Raw genomic sequence first — 25,912 nt, 5'->3', positions numbered from 1 at the left:
GGATAGCCAAGCTATCCACGGCGAACCGCGCCTGGCATCCCATCCCGGCAAGGACCTTGTGCGACTCCAAAAAGACATTGAACAGGCTCTAAGGCAAACCCGAATGTTACACACAGCAGGGAAGCCCCTGTGACAAACTGTGCGGCCAAAAGTTCGCCCCCGTAGAATCGGCGGCCCATGCAAGCCACCGACACAGGCGCTACGCCATCACCAGCCCCGGCGCTTCCTGCCGCAAGCCTTGCCACCCGCCTGCGGCGCCTGTCGGTCTACTTCGGCAACCAGCGGCTGGCCTGGACGCTGGCCGTTGCAGCGACCCTGGTGGGGGCCATCACCGAGCCTCTGATCCCCGCGCTGCTGCAGCCGCTGCTGGACAAAGGCTTCACCCAGGGCACCCTCCCCCTCTGGGCGGTCCCCGTGGCCATTCTGGGCGTGTTCCTGGTCCGGGGCATTGCGCAGTTCGTCGGCCAGTATGCGCTGGCGCGCATTGCCAACGAAGGCATGCTCACCCTGCGGCAGGCGCTGTTCGACCGGGTTCTGGCTGCCGAGATGGGTTTGTTTTCGCGGCAGTCCGCCAGTGCGCTGTCCAACACGGTGGTCTACGAGGTACAGACCGGCGCGACCCTGCTCGTTCAGGCACTGATGGGGGTGTCGCGGGACGGGTTCACGCTGGTGGCACTGCTGGCCTACCTCCTCTACCTGAACTGGCAGCTCACGCTGATCGTGGCCGTGGTGGTGCCCGGTGTGGCGTGGATCATGAAGACCCTGTCCAAGCGCCTGTACCAGCTCACCAAGAGCAGCCAGCACGCCACCGACCAGCTGGCCTATGTGGTGGAGGAAAACGTGCTGGCCCACCGTATGGTGCGCCTGCACGGCGCGCAGGCCGAGCAGGCCGGGCGCTTCGCGGACCTGAGCCGCAGCCTGCGTCGGCTCGCGATCAAGTCCACCATTGCCTCTGCAGCCATGACGCCGCTCACCCAGCTGCTGGCCGCTGCCGCCCTGTCGGTGGTGATCTGCATTGCCCTGTGGCAAAGCCGCGGGGTGGTGGACGCGAAGGATGTGACCGTCGGAGGGTTCGTGTCGTTCATCACGGCAATGCTCATGCTGATTGCCCCCATCCGGCGCTTGGCCGACGTTGCCAGCCCGGTGACGCGCGGCGTGGCGGCGCTGGAGCGCGGCCTTGCGCTGCTCGCCGAGACCGGGGCCGAGCGGGGTGGAGACTACCGAACGGATCGGGTGCATGGCGCCCTCTCGCTCGACAACGTCACCGTCTCCTTCGGCGCGGACCACGCCCCCGCGCTGGACCGGCTGAGCCTGCAGGTGGCTCCGGGAGAAATCGTCGCCCTCGTCGGGCCATCGGGTGCCGGCAAGACCACGCTGGTGAATCTGTTGCCGCGATTCGCAGTGCCGGCCTCCGGCGAAATCCGTGTGGATGGACACGCGCTTCACGACTGGAACCTCGAGGCGCTGCGGTCCCAATTCGCCATGGTGAGCCAGGACGTCGTGATGTTCAACGACACGATTGCCCACAACGTGGCACTGGGCCACGCCGTGGATGAAGAGCGGGTGATGGAATGCCTCAGGGCCGCCAACCTGGCAGACCATGTCGCGGCGCTGCCTCAGGGCATCCACACGCCGGTGGGGCACAACGCCACGCAGTTGTCGGGCGGGCAACGGCAGCGCCTGGCGATTGCGCGAGCGCTCTACAAGGACGCGCCCATACTCATCCTGGACGAAGCCACGTCGGCGCTGGACACCGAATCGGAACGGCTGGTGCAGGAAGCCCTGCAGCGCCTCATGCGCGGGCGCACGACCCTGGTCATTGCCCACCGCCTGTCCACCATCGAGCACGCGGACCGCGTGGTGGTGATGGAGCGAGGGCGCATTGCCGAACAAGGCACACACGCGGAGCTGATGGCGCGGGGCGGGCTGTACGCGCGGCTGCAATCGCGCCCCACAGAGCACGACGACGAGGGCACGCCACCCACACAAACCCCGGCAGATTGAACTGAACAGCGTCGTTCAATCCGCTGCTTTGCGTTGATCGCCGCCGGCCAGCGGCGACGGACCAGCGACTACCACTTGCCGCGGTTGGGCTGGCGCTTGCGAATGGCTGCAGCGATGCGTTCGGCAGATTCCGTGCGCCCCGCGCGCATGGCGAAATCGGTGGCCGTCAGGCCGAGCTGGTTCTTCAGTGTGGGGTCGGCCCCCTCGTCCAGCAGCAACTGCACGGCCTGGGAAGAACCGTAGTGGGCCGCCATCATCAGCGGCGTGGTGCCGTTGGGCGAGGTCGCATCGATGTAGGCGTGGCGCTCCAGCAGAATGGAAATGATCTCGGCATGCTGCGGCGAGCCTGCCGACGCTGCGTAATGCAACGGCGCCCAGCCCGTCTTGTTCACATCGGCGTCACGCGCCAGAAGCTGCTTGACGGCATCCACATGGCCTTTGAGGGCTGCCATCATCAGAGGGCTTTCGTCCTGCGCGTTGCGGGCTTCGACCTGCAGCTGGCGCGAGGCCATGAGGGCCGCAAACGCCTTGAGCGAGCCGTCCTGCAGCGCCAGCGTCAGCCCCACCTGGCCTTTGGGGTCTCGCGTGTTGGGGTCAAACCCACGGCGCAGCAGCGCTGCGATGGCGTCGCCGTCATCACGCTGGATCGCCTGGAAAAAGTCCTCGAAGGCTCCCGCTCTGGCGGGCGCACCGAAGGCGAGACAGGCGCCGGCTGCAACCGCCAGGCCTGCCAGGGCTGCGCGCCGATGGATCACTGCAGTCATGCAGTCACTCCCTTGAAAAGATCATCGAAATTGCGGCTGGTGGCCTGCGCCACTGTTTGCAGGCTCAGGCCTTTGATGTCGGCCACCTGCTGCGCCACATGGGGCACGTAAGACGGGTTGTTGGTCTTGCCACGGTAGGGCACCGGGGCCAGGTAGGGGCTGTCGGTCTCGATCAGCATGCGGTCCAGCGGCACCAAGGCCACCACGTCGCGCAACTCCTGCGCACTCTTGAACGTGATGATGCCCGAGAAGGAGATGTAGTAGCCCAGGTCCAGCGCAGCCCGCGCCACCAGCAGGGATTCGGTGAAGCAGTGAAACACGCCACCTGCGCGGTTTCCCGGGCCGTCCTCGCCCTCTTCGCGCAGGATCGCCAGGGTGTCGTCCGAGGCACTGCGGGTGTGGATGACAAGCGGCTTGCCGCAGTGGCGGGCCGCGCGGATGTGGTTGCGAAACCGCGCGCGCTGCCATTCCAGGTCGGCAATGCTGCGGCCGCCCTTGCGGTCTTCCATGCCGTAGTAATCCAGCCCCGTCTCCCCGATCGCCACCACGCGTGGCAACGCAGCGCGGTCGAGCAGGTCTTGCACCGTGGGCTCTGCGATGCCCTCGTTGTCCGGGTGCACACCGACGGTGCTCCAGAAATTGTCATAGGCCAGTGCGAGGCCGTGCACCCCTTCAAATTCTTCCAGCGTGGTGCAAATGCACAGCGCCCGCGTGACCTGGGCCGCGGCCATGGCCTCGCGGATGGCCGGCAGCTGACTGGCGAGCTCCGGAAAATTGAGGTGGCAGTGCGAATCGGTAAACATGTGGTTGCAACAAAAATGAAAATGCCGACCGGCAGCGCGGGTCGGCAAGGGCGGCGGGGCGGGTTCAGATCGTCTGCGTCGGACGGTCAGAGCCCAGGGCCGTGCCCAGCAGTTCCTCGATCTTGGCCTTGAGCTGGCGCGACTTTTCATCCTTGGGAAACTGGATGCCCACGCCTTGCGTGCGGTTGCCCGCGGCACGCGCCGGTGTCACCCAGGCCACGCGGCCCGCCACCGGGTAGCGCTGCGTGTCGTCCGGCAAAGTCAGCAGAACGTACACATCATCACCGAGCTTGTAGTCCCGCTGCGTGGGCACAAAGATGCCCCCTTCGGCAAAAAAGGGAATGTAGGCCGCGTACAAGGCCCCCTTTTCCTTGATGGCCAGCTGCATGACGCTGGGGCGGGGCGCTGTGGAGGGACTGCTCATGGATGGGACGTGGGTGCGGTAGGTACGGGGTGCGCGGCGGCTGGCTTGGAGTGTAGGGCGTTTCGCGCCTGGGCGACAAGCGCCTCCAGCATGAGTCCGGCGTTGAAGGGATGGTCCGCAGTGCGGGCGGTTTTGACCAGTGCACGCGACCAGCGGGTCAACGCTCCGATCGAAGGTGGCCGGGGCAGATCAGCCGCAGCGAAGTAGCGCGGAGCTGCCCCCACGCGGGTGGCCAGCAGGTCGTGGCAAAGTTTTTGCAGCACATCGACCGCCTGGGCCGGCGACCAGTCGGCCAGTGCCGTGGCATCCCCCCGGGCCACGGCCTGGGGCACGGCCGACCAGGCCTGCGGGCTGCGGCCCGACTGGGCCAGCGCCAGCGCATCGTCGGGCCGTCCGCCCGCAGCGCGCAGGAAGGCCGGGGCGGCCGCCGCCGCCACGCCCTGTTTTTCCAGCCATGCCAGCATGTCGCTGTCGGCGGGCCACAGCATGGTGTGGCCCAGGCAGCGGCTGCGAATGGTGGGCAGCAACTGGTGCGCGGCCTCGCTGGCCAGCACAAAGCGCACATCGCCCGGCGGTTCTTCCAGCGTCTTGAGCAAGGCGTTGGCCGTGACGTGGTTCATCTGCTCGGCCGGGTACACCAGCACGGCCTTGCCGCGCCCCCTCGCCGAAGTGCGCTGCGCGAACTCCACCGCATCGCGCATCGCCTCCACGCGGATCTCGCGGCTGGGCTTGCGCTTCTTGTCGTCGATGTCGGCCTGGGCTTTCTCGGACAAGGGCCAACCCAGCGCCATCATCTGCACTTCAGGCATCAGCACGCACAGGTCGGCATGGGTGCGCACCCCGATGGCGTGGCAGCTTGCGCACTGCCCGCAGGCACCCGCTGCGGTGGGGGCATCGCACAGCCAGGCGCTCACCATCCCCAAACCCACGGCATATTGCCCCAGCCCGGACGGCCCCTGCAACAGCCACGCGTGGCCGCGCTGGGCCAGCAGGCTGGACAGTTGCCGGGCGATCCAGGGCGCTGCGTCGCTCATTGCGGCCCCCCGTTGGCGGCCACCATGATGGCCAGCCAACCCTTGCGCACCAACACACTGGTCAATTGCTGCCACACGCGGTGGCGCTCCTGCGCGGCGTCCAGCCGCGCAAAACGCGCAGGCGCCGCGGCGGCGCGGTCGGCATAACCCTGAGCGACACGGCGGAAGAACTCCACGGGCTGGGCCTCGAAGCGATCCGGCACGCGAGCACCCGCAAGGCGCTCGGCCGCCACCTCCGGCGCTAGGTCAAACCACACCGTCAGGTCCGGTTCACGCATCAAATCAGGCTCTAGCGCAAGACCAGTCTGTGCCAGCCGCTCCAATAGTGATAGCACGCCGAGATCGAAGCCACGGCCCGCCCCCTGGTACGCAAAGGTGGCGTCGGTGAAACGGTCACACAGCACCACGTCGCCCCGCGCCAGGGCTGGCTCGATCACGTTGCGCAGGTGGTCGCGGCGGGCGGCAAAGATGAGCAGCGACTCGGTGAGCGGGTCCATCGCGTCGTTCAGCACCATGTCGCGCAGCTTCTCGGCCAGCGGCGTGCCACCGGGCTCGCGGCTCACGGTCACCGTGCGGCCCTGCGCCCGGAACGCGGCCGCCAGGCCCTCGATGTGCGAGGACTTGCCCGCGCCATCGATGCCTTCAAACGTGATGAAAAGTCCGGGTCGAGATGCCATGGAAACCTTGTTGGGGGCGGCGCGCGGCGCGGCGGCTACTGCTGGCCCCGCTGGTAGCGGTTGACGGCGCGGTTGTGTTCGTCCAGCGAGGTGCTGAACTGGCTGGTGCCGTCGCCACGGGCCACAAAGTACAGGGCGCGCGTGGCTTCAGGCTGCACGGCAGCCACCAGCGACGCCTTGCCGGGCATGGCGATGGGCGTGGGCGGCAGCCCGCTGCGGGTGTAGGTGTTCCAGGGAGTGTCGGTTTGCAGGTCGCGGCGGCGCAGGTTGCCGTCAAACTTGTCGCCCAGGCCGTAGATCACGGTGGGGTCGGTCTGCAGCAGCATGCCGATGCGCAGCCGGTTGGCAAACACCCCGGCGATCTGGGCGCGGTCGCTGGCGCGGCCGGTTTCCTTTTCCACGATGCTGGCGAGGATCAGCGCCTCGTCGGCAGACTTCAAGGGCGTGTCGGGCGCGCGCTGGGCCCAGGCGGCCTCCAGGCGGCGGTCCATGGCATGCAGGGCACGGCGCAGCAGCGCGACGTCACTGGAGCCTTTGGCAAAGGTGTAAGTGTCCGGAAAAAACCGGCCTTCGGGGTGCACGCCGGGGCGGCCCAGCTGTGTCATCAGGGCTTCGTCACTCAGCGCTGCGGCGTCTTGCCTCAGCTGCTCTTCGCGCGCCAGGGCCTGGCGCACCTGGCGCCAGTTCCAGCCTTCCACCAGGGTGATGGCGCGCAGGCTTTCTTCACCCCGCACCAGCTTTTGCAGCAGGCCATGGGGCGTGGTGCCTGGCGGCAGCTCGTAGTTGCCCGCCTTGATGCCCCGGTCCTGCCCGGAAAGGCGAAACCATGCGTAGAGCATGCGTGCATCGGCCTGCGCCCCGGCGGCGACCACGTCGCGCGCCACGCCACGGGGGGTGGTGCCGGGCTCGATGGCGAGTTCGAGTGCCTGGGGCCCGGCCACGATGGGTTGGTGCAGCCACCAGAAAGCACCACCGCCCGCTGCGATGGCCGCCAACACGATCAGAACCAGAAAACGTCGCACCACAACCCTGCTGCCTTCTCAATGGGGAGCGCGGATGATAATTCAGCGATGACCCAACCCCTGAACGGCATTGCCCCCCTCTCCCGCCTGGGCGTGATTCGCGTGGAAGGCGAAGACGCCGCCAAGTTTCTGCACGGCCAGCTCACGCAGGATTTCGCCCTGCTGGGCATGGACCAGGCCCGGCTCGCGGCCTTTCTGTCGGCCAAGGGCCGCATGCAGGCCAGCTTCATCGGCTTCAAGCGCAGCGCCACCGAGGTGCTGCTGGTCTGTAGCCATGACCTGCTGCCGCCCACGCTCAAGCGCCTTTCGATGTTCGTGCTGCGCGCCAAAGCCAAGCTGACCGACGCCACCGGCGACTTCGCGCTCTATGGCCTGGTCGGCACCGCCGTGCCCGGCGGCAGCCAGCCCGCCTGGACCAAGGCGGACGTCGGCGCGGCATCGGTGGTGCACCTGTACCCCGCCGACGGACAGCCCCGCGCGCTGTGGGTGGCCCCCGCGTCGGAACCCGCTCCCGCAGGCCCTGCGCTCGACGAAGCGGCCTGGCAGTGGAGCGAAGTGAGAAGCGGCGTGGCCACGCTCACCGGCCCGGTGGTCGAAGCCTTCGTGCCGCAGATGCTCAATTTCGAATCCGTGGGCGGCGTGAACTTCAAGAAGGGCTGCTACCCCGGCCAGGAAGTGGTGGCGCGCAGCCAGTTTCGCGGCACGCTCAAGCGGCGCGCCTACATCGCGCATGCAGCTGCCGAGGTGGCGGTGGGCGCCGAGGTGTTCAGCGCTGCCGATCTCGCGCAGCCCTGTGGCACGGTGGTGCAGGCGGCGCCCGCGCCCGGCGGCGGCTTTGACGCCATCGTGTCGCTGCAGATCAGCGCCGCGCAGGACGGCGGGCTGCAGGTGGGCGCCGAGAACGGCGTGGCGCTGTCGCTGCAGCCCCTGCCCTACCCGCTGCTCGAAGACATTTGAGAAAAATTTGAATGAAAACGGTCCCCAGCGCTTATCTGATAAGCGCTGACAGCTCATATTTTCATAGTAATCTCAGCCCAGCGCCTTTGCCATCGCAATGTGCGCAATCCCGGCCTCTTCGTACGGCTCGCCCACCGCGCTGAAGCCGGCACGGCGGTAGAAGCCCTCGGCGCTGCGCTGGGCGTGCAGTTGCACCTCGGTGTCGCCCCGGGCTTGGGATGCCTGCACCAGCGCGTCCAGCAGCGCCCTGCCCCACTGCGCGCCGCGCACCGATCGGTCGACCGCCATGCGGCCGATGCGGCCCACACCGGGCGCCTGCTTCAGCAGCCGGCCAGCGGCAATCGGCATGCCCAGCCGGTTGTAGAGCACCGCGTGGCGCGCGGAGATGTCGTGCGCGTCGGCCTCGATCTCTGCGGGGATGCCCTGCTCGTGCACGAACACGTCGGTGCGCACCCGGCCTGCGTCGCGGCCCAGCGTGTTCCAGTCGCCCGTGCGCAGCTCGTGAATTGCGGCACCGGCTTCGAAGTCCTCGAAGATCGCGCGCAGCGCGGGCGGCACGGGGCGAGAAGTCTGCGTGGCCGGGTCGGCAAACACGTAGACCAGCTCGGCCGTGATGAGCAGCCGGTCGCCGCAGAAGATGCCGGCCGTGAACAGGCACGAGGAATTGCCGATGCGCGCGCAGCGCAGGCCCACGTCCAGCGTGTCATCGAGCCGCGCCGACGCGTGGTATTCCACGGTGGCCTTCTTCACATACATCTCGCCGCCCAGCGCCAGCATGCTGGACTCGTACGGCAGGCCCAGCGCGCGCCAGTAGTCGGACATGGCGGTGTCCACATACATGAGGTAGTGCGCGTTGAACACGATCTTTTGCATGTCCACCTCGGCCCAGCGCACGCGCAGGCGGTGGAAACAACGGAAATCACTGCGTTGCATGGATTCGTTCACTCCAGTTGAAAGGCGCGGCGCAGCGCGCGCGCCGCGTCGGCATGGGCCTGGCGCGCTTCGGGGATGGCGCGGCCCATCTTGATGAATTCGTGGGTCACACCCCGGTAGATGTCCAGGTCCACCGGCACGCCCGCCAGGCGCAGCTTGTCGGCGTATTCAATGCCTTCGTCCACCAGCGGGTCGCATTCGGCCAGGCCGATCCATGCGGGGGCGACGCTGTCCACGTCCGGCGCAAAAAGCGGGGCAAAGCGCCAGTCCTCGCGCTCCGCGCGCGTGGTCACGTAGTGGCCGAAGAACCAGCTGATGGCAGGCTCCTCCAGCACCAGGCCGCGTGCGAAGGTGGCGTGCGACGGGGTGTCCTGGTGTGCCGCGCAGCCCGGGTAGATGAGCAGCTGCAGCGCCAGCGGCAGCCCCGCATCGCGCGCGAGGATGGCGTTGACGGCGGCCAGCGTGCCACCCGCGCTGTCGCCCCCCACGGCCAGGCGCGCGGGGTCGGCCCCCAGGCCTTGGGCATTTGCGGCCAGCCACTGCAGCGCATCCCAGGCGTCGTTGCTGGCGGTGGGAAAGCGGTACTCAGGCGCCAGCCGGTAGTCCAGCGACATCACCATGCAGCCGGCCAGGCGCGCCAGCTCGCGGCACAGGATGTCGTGCGTGGCAATGCTGCCGATGGTGAAGCCGCCGCCATGCGTGTACAGCAGCACGGGCAAGCCCTTGTTGGTGCTGGGCGCGTACAGCCGCGCGGGCAGTTGGGCACCGTCGCGGGTGGGGATCTGCAGGTCCTCTACCCGCGCCAGCGCGGCCTTGGGCACTTCCAGCACGTCAGCGCCGGCCTGGTAGGCCACGCGGGCATCTTGCGGCGAGCGCGTGTGCAGCGGCGGGTGCCCGGCACGCGCCATGCGTTCGAGCACGCTGCGCATTTGAGGGGTCAGGCGGGTGTGGTGGATGTGCAGGTCGGTCAACGCTCGGGGCCTCGATGGCGGTCAGAAAAACGAAAAGCCCGCGCAATGGCGGGCCGAGGGGCAAAGGCTTCTTACTTGAAGGTCACGCGCACGGGCGCTGCACCGGGCAGGCCGTCATAGGTGGCCGTGACGGACAGCCCCGCCTTGGGCGGCAGCAGCGGCGAGAACGAGCCCAGGCTGATCAGATCGCCCGGCTGCATGGACAGGCCTTCCTGGGCCAGCGCACCGGCCAGCCACACCACGGCGTTGAGCGGGTGATCGAGGATGTCGCTGCCCTTGCCGCCGCCCAGGCGTGCGCCCGCGCCATCGGTCAGCGACACGTTCATGTCGGCCAGGGCCTTGAGCATGGCGAAGCGCTCGCCCCGGTAGGCGGGCACCGCAATGGGCGCGCCCGCCACACCCAGGCGCGCACCCACGTTGATGGCGGACACGCCGGCGCCGTTGAGCTTGGGGGGCGCCTGAACCACCAGGTCAGGCAGTTCGATGAAGGGAATGATCTGGTCCACGGCGTTCAGCACGTCCATGGGCGTCTTGGCGTGGTTGATGGCCGCGCTTTTCACCCGCACCAGCATGTCGGCCTCATACAGCGGACGGGCACCGAAGGCGGCCTCCACAGAGGCGCCGCTTGGCAGCACCATGCCTTCGTAGAGCTTGCCCCACACCGGCTTGTCGGTGTTGAAACGCTTTTGCACGGCAGGATTCGTGAGCCCGGCCTTGTAGCCAATCACCTTGCCCATGCGCTGCGCGAGCAGGGCGTTGACCTTGCCGCGGGTGCAGGCGCCATCGGCATCAGACAGGTTCTCGGGGTTGGCCGCCGGGGTCTTGGCCACATAGTGGGCGACCAGTTCGGCGGCCTGCGCGTCGCTCAGGCATTGCGCCTGGGCGCTTGTCGCAGAGGCGACCGCAAACAGGGCCGCCATCAGGGTTTGCTTCGTTTTCATGGGTGTCTCCTCCTTATAAAGTGGGCTGGAAGCTGGCGGGCTATCGTAATCGCTGGCGCATTTTTTACACACTCTGTTGCACCATGGCCTTCATCTACTACGTCACCCAGATCCAGTTTGAATTCGGCGCCGTCAAGCTGCTCAAGCAGGAATGCGAGCGCGTGGGCATCACCCGCCCCCTGATCGTGACCGACCCGGGCGTGAAGGCCGCCGGCGTGCTGCAAAAAGCGCTGGACGCACTGCCCGGCATGACCGTGGCGGTGTTTGACCAGACCCCCTCCAACCCCACGGAGGCCGCCGTGCGCGCGGCCGTGGAGATGTACAAGGCCCAGGGCTGCGACGGCCTGATCGCCGTGGGCGGCGGCTCGGCCATCGACTGCGCCAAGGGCATCGCGATTGCGGCCACGCACGAAGGCCCCCTCACCCACTACGCCACCATCGAAGGCGGCTCGCCACGCATCACCGAGCGCGCCGCGCCGCTGATCGCCGTGCCCACCACCAGCGGCACGGGCAGCGAAGTGGCGCGCGGCGCCATCATCATCGTTGACGACCACCGCAAGCTGGGCTTCCACTCGTGGAACCTGGTCCCCAAGACCGCCATCTGCGACCCGGAACTCACGCTGGGCCTGCCGCCCATGCTCACCGCCGCTACCGGCATGGATGCGATCGCACACTGCATGGAAACCTTCATGTCGGCCGCGTTCAACCCGCCGGCCGACGGCATTGCGCTGGACGGCCTCACGCGCGGCTGGGCGAACATTGCGCAGGCCACGCAAAACGGCAGCGACCGCGACGCGCGCCTGCACATGATGAGCGCCAGCATGCAGGGCGCCATGGCCTTCCAGAAGGGCCTGGGCGCCGTGCATTCGCTCAGCCACAGCCTGGGCGGCGTGAACCCGCGCCTGCACCACGGCACGCTCAACGCCATGTTCCTGCCCGCGGTGATCCGCTTCAACGCACAGGCCGAATCGGTGCAAAAGGAAAAGCGCCTGGACCGCATGGCCCATGCCATGGGCCTCGCATCGGCCGCCGACATCCCCGAAGCCATCCGCGACATGAACGCCCGCCTGGGCCTGCCCACAGGCCTGGCGGCCATGGGCGTGACCGAGGCGATGTTCGACGACATCATCAAGGGCGCCATGGCCGACCATTGCCACAAGACCAACCCGCGCGTGGCCACGCCGGATGAATACCGCGACATGCTGAGTCAGTCGCTCTGACACCCTGTCGGACTGCGGCGCGGCGTGCGCCGCGACCACAGCTGGAGGCGGCGCCAGGGTGCGCGCCCTCCCCCGTGCCACAGGCCCACAGGCCGACCCGCTAGACTTCGCCCATTCAACATTCCATTGACATTTCAATACCCTGGGTATTGAGGGCGCGGGAAGGCGGCGATCAATGCATTCTGGAAAAGCCAGCGACTGGCTCCTGCGCGGTGCGTACCGGCGGCTGTACCTGCCGGTACTTCTGATCATCCTGGTCGTCACCACCGTGCGCTACCACTATCTGGTGGACGAGGCATTGGACGAGGCACGCCGGCACGCCCAATCGGAGCTGCAGCGCGCGGGCACCACCCTGATGCCCGATCTGGCCGCGCTGCCCCCGGGGTCCAGCACAGCCGAAACCAGCGCGCTGCTGCGCGCCGGCAGCGCCACGCTGGGGCCGCAGGTGCGGGCCCTGGCATGGCACGTGGCCGACTCGCCCGGTACCGACATCACGCTTGCCCTTCCCGCCGCCCAGGCCCTGGCCCCCGCCTGGTTCACGCGCTGGGTGAACATGCCGCCGCCCGTGCAGCAGTTCGTTCACACGCCGCCCAGCGGCCGCATGGCTAGGCTCACGGTCACGCTGCACCCGGAGCCGCTGGTTCATGCCATCTGGAGTTCGTTGGCGGCGCAGGCCCGGTTCACGGCCCTCAACATCTTCACCATCCTGTTCTTGCTCACCCTGCTGCTGCGCGCCAATGCGCGCTTGCTGCAGCGCCTGGCGGCGGCCACCCACGCCTTCCGCCGGGGGCACCTGGGCACCCGCATGCCGGAGACTGGCACGCTGGAGTCGCGCGCCATGGCCTCCGCGTTCAATGACATGGCGACCAAGGTGCAGTCGCTGGTGCTGTCGTTGCGGGAATCGCAGCAGATGCACAGCGAGCAGCAGCACTTCACGCGGCAGCTGGTCGACAGCCTGCAGGTGCCGGTACTGGTGCGCGACCGAGACGGCCGCTGCCTGGAGTCCAACCGCGCATGGCGGCAGCTGTTTCCGCCTGCATCCGCTCCGGGCCATGGTGCGACGGCGGGGCACGACGCCAGCCTGCCGGAGCTTGCGCCCGAGCTTTGCAGCCAGATCGCGCAGTCGCAGGACAACGAGATCTGCGTGCACCGCGCCCACCTGCCGCCGCTGTACTTCGCCTGCTACGAGTCCCCCTTCACCCGCATCGACGGTACGCAGGCAGGCACCATCTGCACGCTGGTGGATGTGACCGAACGCAAGCGCGCCCAGGAGGCCCAGCACGCAGAGAAAGAGCGCGCCGCTTTGAAACAGATGGGCATTGGCGACGGCGCCACTACCACCCACGCTGCCAACCACCTCACACGTGACCCGCTACAGCAAGCGCCTTCCGAAGTGCCCCTCCTCCGCGCTGACGTGCAATACGCCACGGAATCCCCGCCCTCCACGGCCACTGCATGACGGTGGGCTGCGCGCCCATCTATCACGACGTGATCCGCATCGCCCAAGCCCTGCGCAACGGCGAACTGGCGTTGCGGATTCGATTCGATGCAGCCCACTATTTCGAACACACGTCGCAATAGTAGAAAAACACATCCGTCTCACGCCCGCGCACAACAGGCGATAGATAAGCTACCTTGCCTTCGCTTGACAGTGAAAAATTAACAACTTTGCCATCTAGGAGAGTGATCTTCACCGAATCACTCACACACTCTCCGTGCTGGCCAAAATAATTCATCACTGCCATTTGAGAAACTGGGATTGAATTATCAATAAAATACACCACCTTTGCCTTGTTCAAAACAGGGCCAAGCCCCTTTCTGCACCTCCCGCCCTGAGAGTCAAAATAACGGGAGCTGGTGATTTTTATACTTTTAATGCCATGCAAGGAAAGTGCACGCGCCGTATTTCGAAGACAATCTTCCTTTTCATCCATCGATGAAGCTGAAGCACAATATTTTTGATCTGTGTCATTTTTACCATCACTCGAATGCCCCCCAAAAATATCTGAAGCCTGAGAATGGCCAAATACCCCACCCGATATGCCAGCAAAAAAAATGGCCTGAGCAAAAATTTTCACGATATTCACCATGAGGCTGTACTCGCTTCGGTAGGATTTTTCCGGCTAACGACGGGGTGACGAAAAACCTCCTTTTCAGACACCTTCAATGTCTGAATCAACTCAGCCACCAACCAGCGCAGTGACATGTTTTGTGCCGTGTTCACCGGCTCATACACCGCATTGTTGTTGAAATAAATTTCCTTCTGTTTCGGCGTGGCGTCTTTTGGGGCCACCTTTCCCGGCGGCAACGAGGGTTTGCCAACAATTTCTATTCCGATACTGTCAGCATTTGAGGGATATCGCGCCGGAACAGACTTGAGCACTTCGATCGCATGCATTCTGTCCACTGCACTTTGCTGAGGAAATGCGTCAGACTTTTTGAACTCCGCAGGCTTGCAAGTATATTCTACAAGACAGCGTGCCTGCAACGCTCCCACATGATTGGTTCTCCGATATACCGAAGCAGTTTGATATATCAACCCATCCTTGTCGATTAAAAAATGTGCTCCGTTTGCATTTGCATTTCCATAGCTATTAAATGAACTTATTGCACTGCCGGCACCAGTTTGATGAACAACAATCCCTCTTACTTCAAGCATGGGCTGCCTTTCGATTTGCGAAAATCTTTTGGAGCGCACGTGCGCGGACACAAGCATTCCTTGATCATCAATCTGCAACATTCCAAATCCCTCTGGTTAAAAGGAAATGGATTTTATTGACAAAGAAACAAGGTCTTCGCTTGAGAAAGAAACAATGCGTTTTATCTGAAACATTCAATTCTCTCTCCCTCCTCTCCCAATTCAAGAGGCAAGTGGTGAGCGCAACAGGGCCAGAACTACAACACCTCCACCCGCGACATATCCGGGCGCTCCAGCCACTCCGCCCATTCATCCGCCAGTTGCTGACTGGCCTGCGTGGCTGCCAGCCAAACCTTGGCCCGGGCGCGGCTGTCGGTGCCGTAGTGGGTGAAATCGTTGCGGTCGGGCAGTTTGGCGTTGGGGAGGGTTCGCACCCAATCCGGGTTGGGCGAGAGCACCACCATGCTGTCCAGCGCAGCGGTGGACCGGTGGCGCCATTTAAGGCCTTTGTCGAGCCAGCCGGGTACGACGCGGTGCTGGAAGTGGGGATAAAGGACGATGGGCCCCGGTGAGCCGCTGTCCACGCTGGCAAGGCCAGAGTTTGAGTATTTTTGGCCTCCAGCGCTTACTGGAAAAGCGTCAGCAGCTATCAATTTTGAAGTTTTTAGCGCCGGAAGACCGTATGCCAGGTGCAGGTGGTAATCGGTAATGCCCCCATCCCAGTAGGCACCGGGCGGCGCGCCCGGGATGTTGTGCACGGCCTGGAGCACAAAGGGAATCGAGCAGCTGGCCTGCAACGCCTGCATGAAGTTGTCCTCGGTCAGGCCCACCTGGCGGGTGCGGTAGTCGGTGGTGGCAAAGGGCAGCGGCGCGCAGTGGCCGGCCGTTTGCGCGGAGGCGTCTGGCGATGAAAACACCACGCGCTCGATCCACGCGCCCATGGCCTTGCGGTGCACGGTGTTGGTCAAGAACGCGCCCAGGTAGCCCAGCGGCGTGGCCAGCCCGTGCTCGCGCCGCAGCACATGCCGCCCGCGCGAGGTGACGATGTGCAGCCGGTAACGGGGGTGGCCCAGCACTTCGGGCACCCGGCCGCCGTAGAAGGCGTCCAGGTTCTGGCCAAACCGCTCACTCACATGCGCTGCCGAGGGGCGCTTCTTGCCGGGTGGGAGCTCGTAGTCCTGGTGGATGTAGTCATGCTCCAGCCGCTCGAACGCGGCCACGGAATGGCCCAGGCAGGCCGTGGCCATGCGCCAGGCGCCAATGGATGCGCCGACCAGGTGCACCGGCTGGGTGGACTGGGCCAGCCAGTGGCCAAAGATGAAGCGGTCAAGCGGGCCAAGGATCAAGCCCTTGGGCCCGCCGGCGGCGCCGGGGATGACACCGACGTGCTGGGGAAGCAGGCCATGTTGTTCAAGGTGCTGCCGGGCCCGGGGGCCGGCGTGGATGCGCAGGGCGTTCATGCGCCCATTGTCGCCGGGGGAGCGGCTGCCCTTCTGCAGTTCTGCCCCTATGCGCCCTTGCCCCGCACGCAGGCTTTCAGACCACGTACTCGGTCACTTCGGGCCGGGCCGTCCAGTCGATGGGGTCTTGCTGCAGCACCATGTCGATGTCCAGGCCCAGGGCCAGCCCCACCTCGCCAGGGAAGGACACCGCCAGCTCTCGCTCGTCCAGCTCGGCCTCGCGGGCGCGGGCGCGCCAGCTTGCCAGATGGACCACACCCGCCAGCGGCTCGTAGGCGTTGTTGTCAAAGGGCGCGCTCTGGTGGTGCAACGCGTCGACCACCACTTCGGGCAGCCGCCAGCGCCGGGCCAGCCCGGCCGATACATGGCCATAGCAATAGCCGAAGATGCGCTGCTCGATCTTGCCGCGGCGCGGATCGAAAGGTGCCACCAGCGTGTTGACCGACTGGGCCTTCTCGGGCTCGCCCAGGTGGATGACCAGCTCGCCCAGCGCATGCAGCAGGCCAGCCGTGTATGCGGCGATCTGGTTGTGGTGCACGATGCCTGCCAGCGACCGGGCGATCTTGGCGGTGTTGAGGCTGTAGCGCCAGAACTGCTGCATGTTGACCCCGGGCACCGAGCGCGAGGTGGTGCCCAGCGGCGCCGAAGTCACCAGGGTGCGCAGCTGCGGCGTGGCCAGCAGGGCCAGCGCCTCGGGGATGCCCGCAATTTGCCGGGGCAGCTGAAAGGTGGGTGAGTTGGCCAGCTCCAGCAGCCGCCCGGCCAGGGCCGGATCGGCGCCAAACAGCTGGTTCAACCGGCGCAGGCTGGGCTCGGCGTGGGCCAGCTCGCTCATCAGCAGCGCCACGGCGCGCGGAAGGCTGGGCAGGGCCACCGGTTGGGCCAGCAGTGCGTTCAACTCCATAAATCGGGCGCCAGAATGACAGAGTGAAGGTTGCCGGCCATTATGGCCTCCAACCTTCCTCCGCCGACGGTCACCGCCCCTTGGCCTGTTGCAGCTTGGCAAAGGCCGAGGCCATGGCCGACGGCTGCGCGGGTTCGGGCGCGCGGCGCGGCGGCTGTGCGTAGCCCCGGCCAGCACCTTCGAAGCGGTTGTCGCGCGGGCCCCGCTCGCCCCGGTCGCCCTGTTGGCGCGGCGCGGCGTCGAGCTTCATCGACAGACCGATGCGCTTGCGCTCCACATCGACCTCCATGACCTTGACCTTGACGATGTCGCCGGTCTTGACCACCTCGCGAGCGTCGTTGACGAACTTGTGGCTCAGCTGGCTCACGTGCACCAGGCCGTCCTGGTGCACGCCCAGGTCCACAAAGGCGCCGAACTGCGCCACGTTGCTCACCGTGCCCTCCAGCACCATGCCTTCCTTCAGGTCCTTGATGTCTTCCACACCGTCATTGAAGCGCGCCACCTTGAAGTCGGGGCGTGGGTCGCGGCCGGGTTTTTCCAGCTCGGAGAGGATGTCCTTCACGGTGATCACGCCAAACTTTTCGTTGGCGAACAGCTCGGGCTTCAGGGTCTTGAGCATGTCGGCCCGGCCCATGATGTCGGCCACCGGTTTGCCGGTCTTTTCCATGATCTGCTCGACCACGGGGTAGGTTTCGGGGTGCACCCCGGTCATGTCCAGCGGGTTCTCGCCGCCCCGGATGCGCAAAAAGCCCGCGCTCTGCTCAAACGTCTTGGCGCCCAGGCCGGCCACGTCCATCAACTGCTTGCGGCTTTTGAAGGCCCCGTTGGCCTCGCGCCATCGCACCACGGCCTTGGCCACGCTGGCCGACAGGCCCGACACCCGCGACAGCAGCGGCACGCTGGCGGTGTTGAGGTCCACACCCACCGAGTTCACGCAGTCTTCCACCACCGTGCCCAGCGTGCGCGCCAGTTCGCTCTGGTTCACGTCGTGCTGGTACTGGCCCACGCCGATGCTCTTGGGGTCGATCTTGACCAGCTCGGCCAGCGGGTCCTGCAGGCGGCGCGCAATGGAGGCCGCGCCGCGCAGGCTCACGTCCACGTCCGGCATCTCCTGGCTGGCGTATTCGCTGGCGGAATAGACCGAGGCACCGGCCTCGCTCACCACCACCTTCTCCAGCGTGCGTTCGGCCTTGGCGGCCATCTTGATCAGGTCGGCCGCCAGCTTGTCGGTCTCGCGGCTGGCCGTGCCGTTGCCAATGGCAATCAGATTCACGCCGTGCTTTTCCACCAGCTTGGCCAAGGTGAACAGCGAGCCGTCCCAGTCACGCTTGGGCTCGTGCGGGTACACCGTGGCGGTCTCCACCAGCTTGCCGGTGGCGTCCACCACGGCCACCTTCACGCCGGTGCGGATGCCGGGGTCCAGGCCCATCACCACGCGCGGGCCCGCAGGCGCGGCCAGCAACAGGTCGCGCAGGTTGTCGGCAAACACCTTGATGGCCACCTTCTCGGCCTCGTCGCGCAGGCGGGTGAACAGGTCGCGCTCGGTCGACAGGCTCAGCTTCACGCGCCAGGTCCACGCCACGCATTTGCGGATCAGGTCGTCGGCCTTGCGGGCCTGGTGGCTCCAGCCCAGGTGCAGGGCAATCTTGCCTTCGGCGATGCTGGGTTTGCCCGGTTCAGGCTCTACCGGCAGCACCAGCTTGGCCTCCAGAATCTCCAGGCCCCGGCCCCGGAACACCGCCAACGCGCGGTGCGAGGGCACGCGGCCGATGGGCTCGTCGTAGTCGAAGTAGTCGCGGAACTTGGAAACCTCGGGGTCGTTCTCGTTCTTGCCTTCCACCTTCTTGCTGCGCAGCAGGCCTTCGGCCCACAGCCACTCGCGCAGGTTCTGCACCAGCACGGCGTCCTCAGCCCAGCGTTCGGACAGGATGTCGCGCACACCGTCGAGCACGGCCGGCACGGTGGAAAAATCGGCGCCGGGCTTGCCGTCGTCCAGCACTTCGGGCGGCTTGGTAAAGGCTGCGGCCTCGGCCGCAGGGTCCAGCGTCGGGTCGGCAAACAGCTTGTCCGCCAGCGGCTCGATGCCGAACTCGCGTGCGATCTGGCCCTTGGTGCGGCGCTTTTGCTTGAACGGCAGGTAGATGTCTTCCAGCTCCTGCTTCGTTGGAGCGGCAGCAATCGCGGCACGCAGGACGTCGGTCAGCTTGCCCTGCTCGTCGATGCTCTTGAGCACCGCCACACGGCGGTCTTCCAGCTCGCGCAGGTACGACAGGCGGGCCTCCAGCTCGCGCAGCTGGATGTCGTCGAGGCCCCCGGTCACTTCCTTGCGGTAGCGCGCGATGAAGGGCACCGTGGCCCCGCCGTCCAGCAGCTCTACCGCTGCGCGCACCTGTTGTTCACTAACCCTGATTTCTGCGGCCAGCTGCCGGATGATCTGCTGCATGTGCGGACACACTCTTTCACACTCTGGCTCGGCCCAGCAAAGGGCCCAGCGCTCTACACAATGACAAAGGCGAAACGCGCAAAAACGCGAAGCGCGCGAGTTTGCCACAGGCACCTCTCGCAGCATCCGGCCAGCAGCACCCGGCCAGCCGTCCAGGGATGCCGCCGCGTGCGCTGCGGCAGCGCCGCCCGCCAGCCTTCTAGAATGCCTTCGCCATGAACGCCCCGCCCTTTCCGATCCGCACCGAGTGCCCGCCGGGCGCCTGCGTGTGCGACCGCGACCGCCTGCTGGCCGACGGGGGCGGCGACATGCGTGTGCTGCAGCTCACGCAGGCCGAAGAGAAAAAGCTGCTGCAGCGCCTGGAAAACATCACCAGCCTGGCCGATCTGCGCCGTCTGCAGGACCGCATGGCCCAGCAGCTGGGCATACAGCTCACCATCGCGCCCAGCCCCCATGAGGTGCGCACCTTGCGCGGCATCACCATCCTGGTCCACGAGCAGCAGGGCCTGTGCCGCAAGACACGCCAAGCCATTCCCGCCGCGATCAAGAAGGGCATGGACCAGCGCCCCGAGATCACCTACGAACTGCTGGACGAGGGCGGGCTGTTTGCGGGCTCTTGAAGCGCTGCCGGCGCGCGCCAGCGGCTACCATCGGCAGTCGGCCGACCGCCCTCTCGCCCCCCCTTTTTGTTCCCCCCGATCCTTCACCCGGAGTCCCCATGGCTGCTGAATCTGGCACCGAACTTGTCAAGGTGGTCGTGCTGCTGGCCGCCGGCGTCATTGCCGTGCCGCTGTTCAAGCGCCTCGGGCTGGGTTCGGTGCTGGGCTACCTGGCGGCAGGCTTGGCCATCGGGCCGTTCGGCATGGGATTCTTCAGCGAGGCGCAGACCATCCTGCATGTGGCCGAGCTGGGCGTGGTGATGTTTTTGTTCATGATCGGGCTGGAGATGCAGCCCTCCAAGCTGTGGGCCCTGCGGCGGCAGATTTTTGGATTGGGCCTCGCGCAGGTGCTGGTGTGCACCGCGCTGCTCACGGCCACGGGCGTGCTCGCAGGGTTGTCGGCGTCCGTGTCGTTCATTGCGGCCTCGGGCTTTGTGCTGTCGTCCACCGCCATCGTGATGCAGCTGCTGGACGAGAGCGGCGACAGCTCCACCCCGCGCGGGCAGCGCATCGTCTCCATCCTGCTGCTGGAAGACCTGGCCATCGTGCCGCTGCTCGCCATCGTCGCCTTTCTGTCGCCCGCTGCCGCCGATCAATCGGTGTCGCGCTGGGTGACCGTGGGCGTGGCGCTGGCCGCCGTGGCCGGCCTGGTGGCCGTGAGCCGCTGGCTGCTGAACCCCTTGTTCAACCTGCTGGCCCGCGCCCGCGCCCGCGAGGTGATGACGGCCGCCGCCTTGCTGGTGGTGCTGGGCTCGGCACTGGCCATGCAGTGGGGCGGCCTGTCGATGGCGATGGGCGCGTTCGCAGCGGGGGTCATGCTGTCCGAATCCACCTTTCGCCACCAACTGGAGGCCGACGTGGAGCCCTTCCGGGGCATTCTGCTGGGGCTGTTCTTCATGGGCGTGGGCATGGCGCTCGATGTGCCCCTGGTGCTGCAGAACTGGCCGCTGCTGCTGGGCGGGGTGGTGGTGTGCATGCTGGTGAAGGGCGCGGGGGTGTATGCCGTGGCGCGGTTTGCCAAGGCAGGGCACGGCGAGGCCCTGCAGCGCACCATGCTGATGGCCCAGGGCGGCGAGTTCGCCTTTGTGCTGTATTCCGCCGCAGGCGCGGCAGGCATCATCGAGGCGCGCGTGAATGCGGTGCTCACCGCTGCGGTCATTCTGTCGATGGCGCTCACGCCGCTGGCCGTGCTGTCTCTGCGCTGGCTGATGCCGCCCGAGCCCGCGCAGAGCATGGACGGCGTGGAGCCCGCCAACGGACTCAAAGGCACGGTGCTCATCATCGGATTCGGCCGGTTCGCCCAGATTGCCAGCCAGCTGCTGCTGGCGCGCGGTGTGGACATCGCCATCATCGAGAACGACACCGACATGATCCGTGCCGCCGCGAAATTCGGGTTCAAGGTGTACTACGGCGACGGCACCCGCCTGGATGTGCTGCACGCCAGCGGCGCCCATCACGCCCAGTCCATTCTGGTGTGCACCAACGACCCCCAAACCACCACGCACATCGTGGAGCTGCTCAAGCACGAATGCCCGCTGGTGCCCGTGCTGGCGCGCGCCTTCGACCGGCAGCACGCCATCGAGCTGCTGCGCCTGGGGGCGGACTACCAGATGCGCGAGACCTTCGAATCGGCCATGGGCTTTGGCGTGCAGGCGCTGGAAACCCTGGGCGTGGACCCCGATGAAGCGGCCGAGGTGGCCGAACGCATTCGCGCGCGCGACGCCGAGCGCCTGCAGCTGGAGCTGGCGGGCGACAAGGACGGCGCGCGCCAATTCTTCCAGGGCAGAAAGTGGATTCCCACGCCGCTGACGCAGCCCCAGCGCGAGGCAAAGGCGTTGAACGAAGAAGCGGCCGATGCGATCGAGCAGCCGCCCTCTTCACCATCCGCACCGCCCGCCCAGCCCCAGGCCTGACAACCCGCAGCGAGACCCTATGGGCGTTCAGGACGATCTGTTTGGCGCGCCGGACGAGGACGCACCCACCCCGGTGACCCCGACGGCGGCACGCCGTGGCGGGGCGCTGCCACCGTCGCCCCATCCGCCCGATCCGCTCGACGCACCCGCCGCCTCCGCAGCGCCGCTCCGCCGCAAGGCCGCTGCGGGCATCTGTGCACAGCCGCAGGACGAGGCCATGCACGCACTGGCACGCCGCCTGCCGCCCACACTGCGGCTGGGTTCGTCCAGCTGGGCCTACCCGGGCTGGCAGGGCCTGGTGTGGGAGGGCGAGCATTCCGACACCCAGCTCTCCAAAAACGGGCTCACCGCCTATGCGCAGCACCCGCTGATGCGCACCGTGAGCATCGACCGCAGCTTCTACCGCCCCCTCACCGCCAGCCAGTTCGAGCGCTATGCCGCGCAGGTGCCGGACGACTTCCGATTTGTGGTGAAGGCGCCCAGCGTGGTGACGGACGCGCTGGTGCGCAGCGATGATGGCCGGGGCCGCGAGCCCAACCCGGCCTTTCTGAGCCCGGACCTGGCACGCAGCGAGTGCGTGGAGCCGGCCCTGCAGGGCCTCTCGCACAAGCTCGGAGCCCTGGTGTTTCAGCTCAGCCCCCTGCCCCTGGCCCAGCTCGACCGCATGCCGCTGCTGCTGGACCGCCTGCGCACCCTGCTGCGCGCCCTGCCGGCGCTGGCCCCCACCGCGCCCGACGGCGTGATCGCCGTGGAGGTGCGCGACCCCGAATGGCTGACGCCCGACTTAGCCGCGGTGCTGCGCGAGTGCGGCGCCACGTACTGCCTGGGCCTGCATGCCAAGATGCCGCCGCTGCAGGCCCAGCTGCCCATGCTGCGCGCGCTGTGGCCCGGGCCCCTGGTGTGCCGCTGGAACCTGAACCCGGTGCACGGCCCCTATGGCTATGCAGATGCCGAGCGGCTGTACAAGCCCTACGACCGGCTGCACCACCCGGACCTGGAAACGAGGGCGGCGCTGGCGTCCGTGTTATCGGCTGTCACGGGGCATGGCCAGAACGCGTTTGTGGCGGTCAGCAACCACGCCGAAGGCAGCGCGCCGATGACCGTGCGGGGGGTAGCGGAAGAGGTCGTGAAGCTGGCGAAGCGGTAGGGCCTGGCGCCGGGGTTTCAGATCACCTGCGCATCACGCAGACGCCAGTTCGATCCGGTTGCGCCCGCCCTGCTTGGCGCGGTACATGGCGCGGTCGGCGCGGCGCACCAGCTCTTCGGGCAACTGGTCACGCTGGGGCTGAAGGCTGGCCACGCCGAAACTCACCGTCACGATGCCATGCGGAGCCCCTTCGTGGGGCAGCGCCAGCCGCTGGATCGCCGCCTGGATGCGGCGCGCCACCTCGGCGGCAGCGGCCAGGTCGGAGCCGGGCAGCAGCACCACAAATTCTTCGCCACCGAATCGTGCGGCCAATTCGCCCTCACGCCGTGCCCCCTCCTGCGCAAGCGTGGTGGCCAGCGTGCGCAGGCAGGCATCGCCCGCCAGGTGGCCATAGTGGTCGTTGAAATGCTTGAACACGTCCACATCCAGCAGGATGAGCGCCAATGGCGCAGCAGCGCGCTGGGCGCGTGCCCATTCGCGCGCCAGGGCGTCGTCGAAATGGCGGCGGTTGGCAATGCCGGTGAGGCCGTCGGTGTTGCTCAGCAGCTCCAGGCGGTGGTTGACCTGGGCCAGGGTCTGGGTGCGCTCGGCCACCAGCGCTTCCAGCTCGCGGTTGCGCTGGCGCAGTTCCTCAATGGGGAAGACCTCGCCACCCTGGGCGGTGCCGTAGGGGATGGAGACGCTCACATGCACGATCTTCCAGTCGGCTGGCGCTTCGCCCGCACCCGCCTGACGCTGGAACAACACGACCTTGCGCGCGGTTTCGCGGGCAAAGAGTGCGTCGGGGATGGGCAGGTGGATGTGGAAGAAGGCGGTGGCGGCCAGCAAGTCCTCGCCCAGGTCCTGCGCGAACAGATCCATCATCTCGATCACGATGGGCTGAGGCACTTGCTGAAAATCCTGCCGCGTGGTCTCGATCCACTCGGTGCGGGTCTTCACCAGCCTGTCGCTGCTGCCCGAGAAGCCACTGAAGTTGTCGCTGAAGCGGTCCAGCAGCCGCAGATCACGCGCGGCGTACATCGCGATGTACTCATCAAAGAGCATGCGGGTCAGTCGCTCGCGTTCCGGTGACATGCGGTGGGGTCCTTGTCGGGTGCGGGGAAGGCGTCGAACGGGTGGCACCCCTCCTGCCTGCTGCCATTCGCGCAGCGCGGCGGCGGGTGCGTTCTGAACTGTCCGGTTGAATGTAACACCCCCCCAGGGCGGCAGACACTACGGAACTTCCCTGCGCCAGCCCGCCAACAAGCCGACCAGCCAGCCCGCCAGCGAGTGGCGGGCCGTGCGTCAGTCTCTCTGCGCAAACAGCGCCAGGGTGTCGTGGGCAAAGGCGCCCTCGGTGTCGAGCATGCGCAACTTGGTGGCCGCGCCGCCACCGGCCGAGAAGCCGCCCGCTCGGCCATTGGCGGCCAGGATGCGGTGGCACGGCACCACGGGCGCAAACGGGTTGTGGCCCAGCGCCTGGCCCACGGCGCGGGCGGCGCCGGGTTCGCCCAGGGCTGCGGCCATTTCGCCGTAGGTCATGGTCTTGCCGGGCGGAATGCGGCGGGCCAAGGCATAAACGCGGGCGTTGAACGGCGGCACGGTGTCGAGCGCCAAAGGCACATCGCACAGGTCGTCGCGCACCCCCTGCAGCAGGGCTGCCACGCGCGCAGCCCAGGCGGCCACCGGGGGCGGCATCGTGCATTCAGCCAGGTGCGGAAACCTCCGCAACATGCGGGCGCGTGTTGGCATCTCGCCAGCGTCCTCGGGCAGTTGCACACCCACCAGCACCGCACCTTGCCACGCCATGCCACAGTGGCCGATGGCCGTGGGAAACAGGGCGTAACCACGGGCTGCGCCATGATCCCCACGGCCGGTGGTTGCGTGCAATGACATAAGCTATAAGTTTAATAGCTGTAAAGTCATATGGATAGAGCGGTGATCGCCTATTCAGCCCTTAAAGCGGCACGCAGTTGCGCCCCCACCTCGGGCTTGGCCGCGAACGGATCGGTGGGGTTGCGGCCCAGCATCACATCCTCCATGCGCGTCTGCACCGATGCCAGCGCCTTGGGGTGGCTGTAGATGTAGAACTGGCCCTGGGCTGCGGCGTCGAACATCTTCTGTGCCACCTCGGCCGCTGTCACCTTGCCGCTGGTCACGGCCTTGTCGTTCATGGCCTGGCCGATGAGCTGGCTTTTGGTGGGCTTGTTGGCCGCGAGTTCGCCCGGGCGGTTGCGGTGGCTCTGGCTGATGCCGGTGGGCACAAAGAACGGGCACAGCACGCTGGCCGTGACCTGATCGGTGACGAGCGACAGGTCCTGGTGCAGCGTTTCGGACAGCGCCACCACCGCGTGCTTGCTGACGTTGTAGATGCCCATGTTGGGCGCGGCCAGCAGGCCGGCCATGCTGGCCGTGTTGACGATGTGGCCGCGCCACGCAGGGTCGGCCTTGGCGGCCGCCAGCATCATGGGAGTGAACAGGCGCACGCCGTGCACCACGCCCATCAGGTTCACGCCCAGCACCCATTCCCAGTCCTTGAGCGAGTTCTCCCACACCAGGCCGCCAGCGCCCACACCGGCGTTGTTGAACACCAGATGGGGCGCGCCAAAGCGCTCTTGCACATCGGCAGCCAGTTGCTCCATCTGCTGCGCGTTCGATACATCGACCTTGCGGGCCAGCACCTGCGCGCCTGCGGCCTGCACCTCGGCCGTGGCGGCGTCGAGAGCGTCCTGCTGCACATCGACGAGCACCAGGTTCATGCCCAGCCGCGCGCCAATGCGCGCGCATTCGAGGCCAAAACCCGAGCCTGCGCCGGTGAGGATGGCGGTTTTGCCGGCAAAGTTGTCGATCATGTTTTTTGTCTCCTTGAAATTGTTGGCATTTACAGCGGTGGTCAAAACGGGCGAGTCCCAGGCCAGAGACGCCGAGCAAGGGCCGCCCCGCAGCGAGGGCGTCGTCCCCCTTCCCGACTTGCGGCAGCAAGTCGAGAGAAGGGGGAAGCGGCGCAGCCGCTCAGGGG

At 66.7% G+C, this 25,912-nt stretch carries 24 protein-coding genes; 7 read left to right on the top strand and 17 right to left on the bottom strand.

Going from position 1 to position 25,912, the window contains the following annotated elements; genetic code table 11:
* The first annotated feature begins 177 nt into the window (after positions 1 to 177).
* Positions 178 to 2,004, top strand: a complete 1,827-nt coding sequence (msbA, locus tag ACOQFS_RS05840) for a lipid A export permease/ATP-binding protein MsbA (protein ID WP_421561958.1) — start codon at positions 178 to 180, stop codon at positions 2,002 to 2,004.
* Positions 2,005 to 2,072: 68 nt separating this feature from the next.
* Here msbA and ACOQFS_RS05835 read toward each other — a convergent pair whose 3' ends face one another.
* The 6 genes from ACOQFS_RS05835 to mltG form a co-directional block, all read right to left on the bottom strand.
* Positions 2,073 to 2,768 (bottom strand): ankyrin repeat domain-containing protein, encoded by a 696-nt coding sequence (locus ACOQFS_RS05835; protein ID WP_421561957.1) that lies wholly within the window; start codon positions 2,766 to 2,768, stop codon positions 2,073 to 2,075.
* On the bottom strand, positions 2,765 to 3,571 hold the full coding sequence (locus tag ACOQFS_RS05830; RefSeq protein ID WP_421561956.1) for a TatD family hydrolase: 807 nt from the start codon (positions 3,569 to 3,571) through the stop codon (positions 2,765 to 2,767). The genes ACOQFS_RS05835 and ACOQFS_RS05830 overlap by 4 nt, the downstream gene beginning before the upstream one ends.
* A gap of 64 nt (positions 3,572 to 3,635) precedes the next feature.
* On the bottom strand, positions 3,636 to 3,995 hold the full coding sequence (locus ACOQFS_RS05825) for a PilZ domain-containing protein (protein WP_063460474.1): 360 nt from the start codon (positions 3,993 to 3,995) through the stop codon (positions 3,636 to 3,638).
* A complete protein-coding gene (locus tag ACOQFS_RS05820; RefSeq protein WP_421561955.1) occupies positions 3,992 to 5,029 on the bottom strand; it encodes a DNA polymerase III subunit delta' in 1,038 nt (345 codons plus the stop codon). The genes ACOQFS_RS05825 and ACOQFS_RS05820 overlap by 4 nt, the downstream gene beginning before the upstream one ends.
* On the bottom strand, positions 5,026 to 5,706 hold the full coding sequence (tmk, locus tag ACOQFS_RS05815; protein ID WP_421561954.1) for a dTMP kinase: 681 nt from the start codon (positions 5,704 to 5,706) through the stop codon (positions 5,026 to 5,028). Before tmk ends, ACOQFS_RS05820 begins: the two co-directional genes overlap by 4 nt.
* Positions 5,707 to 5,741: 35 nt before the next feature.
* Complete coding sequence (mltG, locus tag ACOQFS_RS05810) at positions 5,742 to 6,728, bottom strand: endolytic transglycosylase MltG (RefSeq protein WP_421561953.1); 987 nt, start codon at positions 6,726 to 6,728, stop codon at positions 5,742 to 5,744.
* Between mltG and ACOQFS_RS05805 the strand changes: the two genes are divergently transcribed.
* Positions 6,657 to 7,685 (top strand): YgfZ/GcvT domain-containing protein, encoded by a 1,029-nt coding sequence (locus ACOQFS_RS05805; RefSeq protein WP_421561952.1) that lies wholly within the window; start codon positions 6,657 to 6,659, stop codon positions 7,683 to 7,685. The two genes, mltG and ACOQFS_RS05805, sit on opposite strands and share 72 nt — an antisense overlap.
* A gap of 72 nt (positions 7,686 to 7,757) precedes the next feature.
* Here ACOQFS_RS05805 and ACOQFS_RS05800 read toward each other — a convergent pair whose 3' ends face one another.
* The 3 genes from ACOQFS_RS05800 to ACOQFS_RS05790 all read right to left on the bottom strand — a co-directional run bounded on the left by ACOQFS_RS05800 (position 7,758) and on the right by ACOQFS_RS05790 (position 10,530).
* Positions 7,758 to 8,618 carry a YbgC/FadM family acyl-CoA thioesterase gene (locus ACOQFS_RS05800; RefSeq protein WP_421561951.1) on the bottom strand — a complete coding sequence of 287 codons (861 nt, stop codon included), beginning with the start codon at positions 8,616 to 8,618 and terminating at the stop codon, positions 7,758 to 7,760.
* 8 nt (positions 8,619 to 8,626) lie between these two features.
* The gene (locus ACOQFS_RS05795) at positions 8,627 to 9,589 is read right to left on the bottom strand and encodes an alpha/beta hydrolase (protein WP_421561950.1); all 963 of its coding nucleotides are present in this window, start codon (positions 9,587 to 9,589) and stop codon (positions 8,627 to 8,629) included.
* Positions 9,590 to 9,660: 71 nt separating this feature from the next.
* On the bottom strand, positions 9,661 to 10,530 hold the full coding sequence (locus ACOQFS_RS05790) for a 2-keto-4-pentenoate hydratase (protein ID WP_421561949.1): 870 nt from the start codon (positions 10,528 to 10,530) through the stop codon (positions 9,661 to 9,663).
* An 83-nt stretch (positions 10,531 to 10,613) separates the two neighbouring features.
* On the opposite strand from ACOQFS_RS05790, the gene ACOQFS_RS05785 reads away from it, so the two are divergent.
* Together ACOQFS_RS05785 and ACOQFS_RS05780 are read left to right on the top strand one after the other, a co-directional pair.
* Complete coding sequence (locus ACOQFS_RS05785) at positions 10,614 to 11,750, top strand: iron-containing alcohol dehydrogenase (RefSeq protein ID WP_421561948.1); 1,137 nt, start codon at positions 10,614 to 10,616, stop codon at positions 11,748 to 11,750.
* Positions 11,751 to 11,925: 175 nt separating this feature from the next.
* A complete protein-coding gene (locus ACOQFS_RS05780; RefSeq protein WP_421561947.1) occupies positions 11,926 to 13,209 on the top strand; it encodes a PAS domain-containing protein in 1,284 nt (427 codons plus the stop codon).
* A gap of 97 nt (positions 13,210 to 13,306) precedes the next feature.
* Here ACOQFS_RS05780 and ACOQFS_RS05775 read toward each other — a convergent pair whose 3' ends face one another.
* The 5 genes from ACOQFS_RS05775 to ACOQFS_RS05755 form a co-directional block, all read right to left on the bottom strand.
* Entirely contained in the window at positions 13,307 to 13,840 is a 534-nt protein-coding gene (locus ACOQFS_RS05775) for a hypothetical protein (RefSeq protein WP_421561946.1), read from the bottom strand.
* Entirely contained in the window at positions 13,834 to 14,490 is a 657-nt protein-coding gene (locus ACOQFS_RS05770; protein ID WP_421561945.1) for an N-acetylmuramoyl-L-alanine amidase, read from the bottom strand. Before ACOQFS_RS05770 ends, ACOQFS_RS05775 begins: the two co-directional genes overlap by 7 nt.
* A 155-nt stretch (positions 14,491 to 14,645) precedes the next feature.
* Positions 14,646 to 15,848, bottom strand: coding sequence for a patatin-like phospholipase family protein (locus tag ACOQFS_RS05765; protein WP_421561944.1), 1,203 nt, complete (start codon positions 15,846 to 15,848; stop codon positions 14,646 to 14,648).
* Between the two features lie 76 nt (positions 15,849 to 15,924).
* On the bottom strand, positions 15,925 to 16,752 hold the full coding sequence (locus ACOQFS_RS05760) for an HDOD domain-containing protein (RefSeq protein WP_421561943.1): 828 nt from the start codon (positions 16,750 to 16,752) through the stop codon (positions 15,925 to 15,927).
* Positions 16,753 to 16,822: 70 nt separating this feature from the next.
* Complete coding sequence (locus tag ACOQFS_RS05755; RefSeq protein WP_421561942.1) at positions 16,823 to 19,195, bottom strand: Tex family protein; 2,373 nt, start codon at positions 19,193 to 19,195, stop codon at positions 16,823 to 16,825.
* Between the two features lie 215 nt (positions 19,196 to 19,410).
* On the opposite strand from ACOQFS_RS05755, the gene ACOQFS_RS05750 reads away from it, so the two are divergent.
* The 3 genes from ACOQFS_RS05750 to ACOQFS_RS05740 all read left to right on the top strand — a co-directional run bounded on the left by ACOQFS_RS05750 (position 19,411) and on the right by ACOQFS_RS05740 (position 22,914).
* Entirely contained in the window at positions 19,411 to 19,815 is a 405-nt protein-coding gene (locus ACOQFS_RS05750) for a hypothetical protein (RefSeq protein WP_421561941.1), read from the top strand.
* Between the two features lie 98 nt (positions 19,816 to 19,913).
* On the top strand, positions 19,914 to 21,767 hold the full coding sequence (locus ACOQFS_RS05745) for a monovalent cation:proton antiporter-2 (CPA2) family protein (protein ID WP_421561940.1): 1,854 nt from the start codon (positions 19,914 to 19,916) through the stop codon (positions 21,765 to 21,767).
* A 19-nt stretch (positions 21,768 to 21,786) separates the two neighbouring features.
* A complete protein-coding gene (locus tag ACOQFS_RS05740) occupies positions 21,787 to 22,914 on the top strand; it encodes a DUF72 domain-containing protein (protein ID WP_421561939.1) in 1,128 nt (375 codons plus the stop codon).
* A 33-nt stretch (positions 22,915 to 22,947) separates the two neighbouring features.
* Here ACOQFS_RS05740 and ACOQFS_RS05735 read toward each other — a convergent pair whose 3' ends face one another.
* The 3 genes from ACOQFS_RS05735 to ACOQFS_RS05725 all read right to left on the bottom strand — a co-directional run bounded on the left by ACOQFS_RS05735 (position 22,948) and on the right by ACOQFS_RS05725 (position 25,745).
* On the bottom strand, positions 22,948 to 23,988 hold the full coding sequence (locus ACOQFS_RS05735) for a diguanylate cyclase domain-containing protein (RefSeq protein ID WP_421561938.1): 1,041 nt from the start codon (positions 23,986 to 23,988) through the stop codon (positions 22,948 to 22,950).
* A 210-nt stretch (positions 23,989 to 24,198) separates the two neighbouring features.
* Entirely contained in the window at positions 24,199 to 24,789 is a 591-nt protein-coding gene (locus ACOQFS_RS05730; RefSeq protein WP_421561937.1) for a methylated-DNA--[protein]-cysteine S-methyltransferase, read from the bottom strand.
* Positions 24,790 to 24,839: 50 nt separating this feature from the next.
* A complete protein-coding gene (locus ACOQFS_RS05725; protein ID WP_421561936.1) occupies positions 24,840 to 25,745 on the bottom strand; it encodes an SDR family oxidoreductase in 906 nt (301 codons plus the stop codon).
* Positions 25,746 to 25,912 lie beyond the last annotated feature (167 nt).

The organism is Paracidovorax sp. MALMAid1276 (assembly GCF_049198005.1).
Taxonomy (GTDB): domain Bacteria; phylum Pseudomonadota; class Gammaproteobacteria; order Burkholderiales; family Burkholderiaceae_C; genus Acidovorax.
Note: the sequence above shows the minus strand (reverse complement) of the source record. Positions and strands in the feature narration are given on the sequence as shown.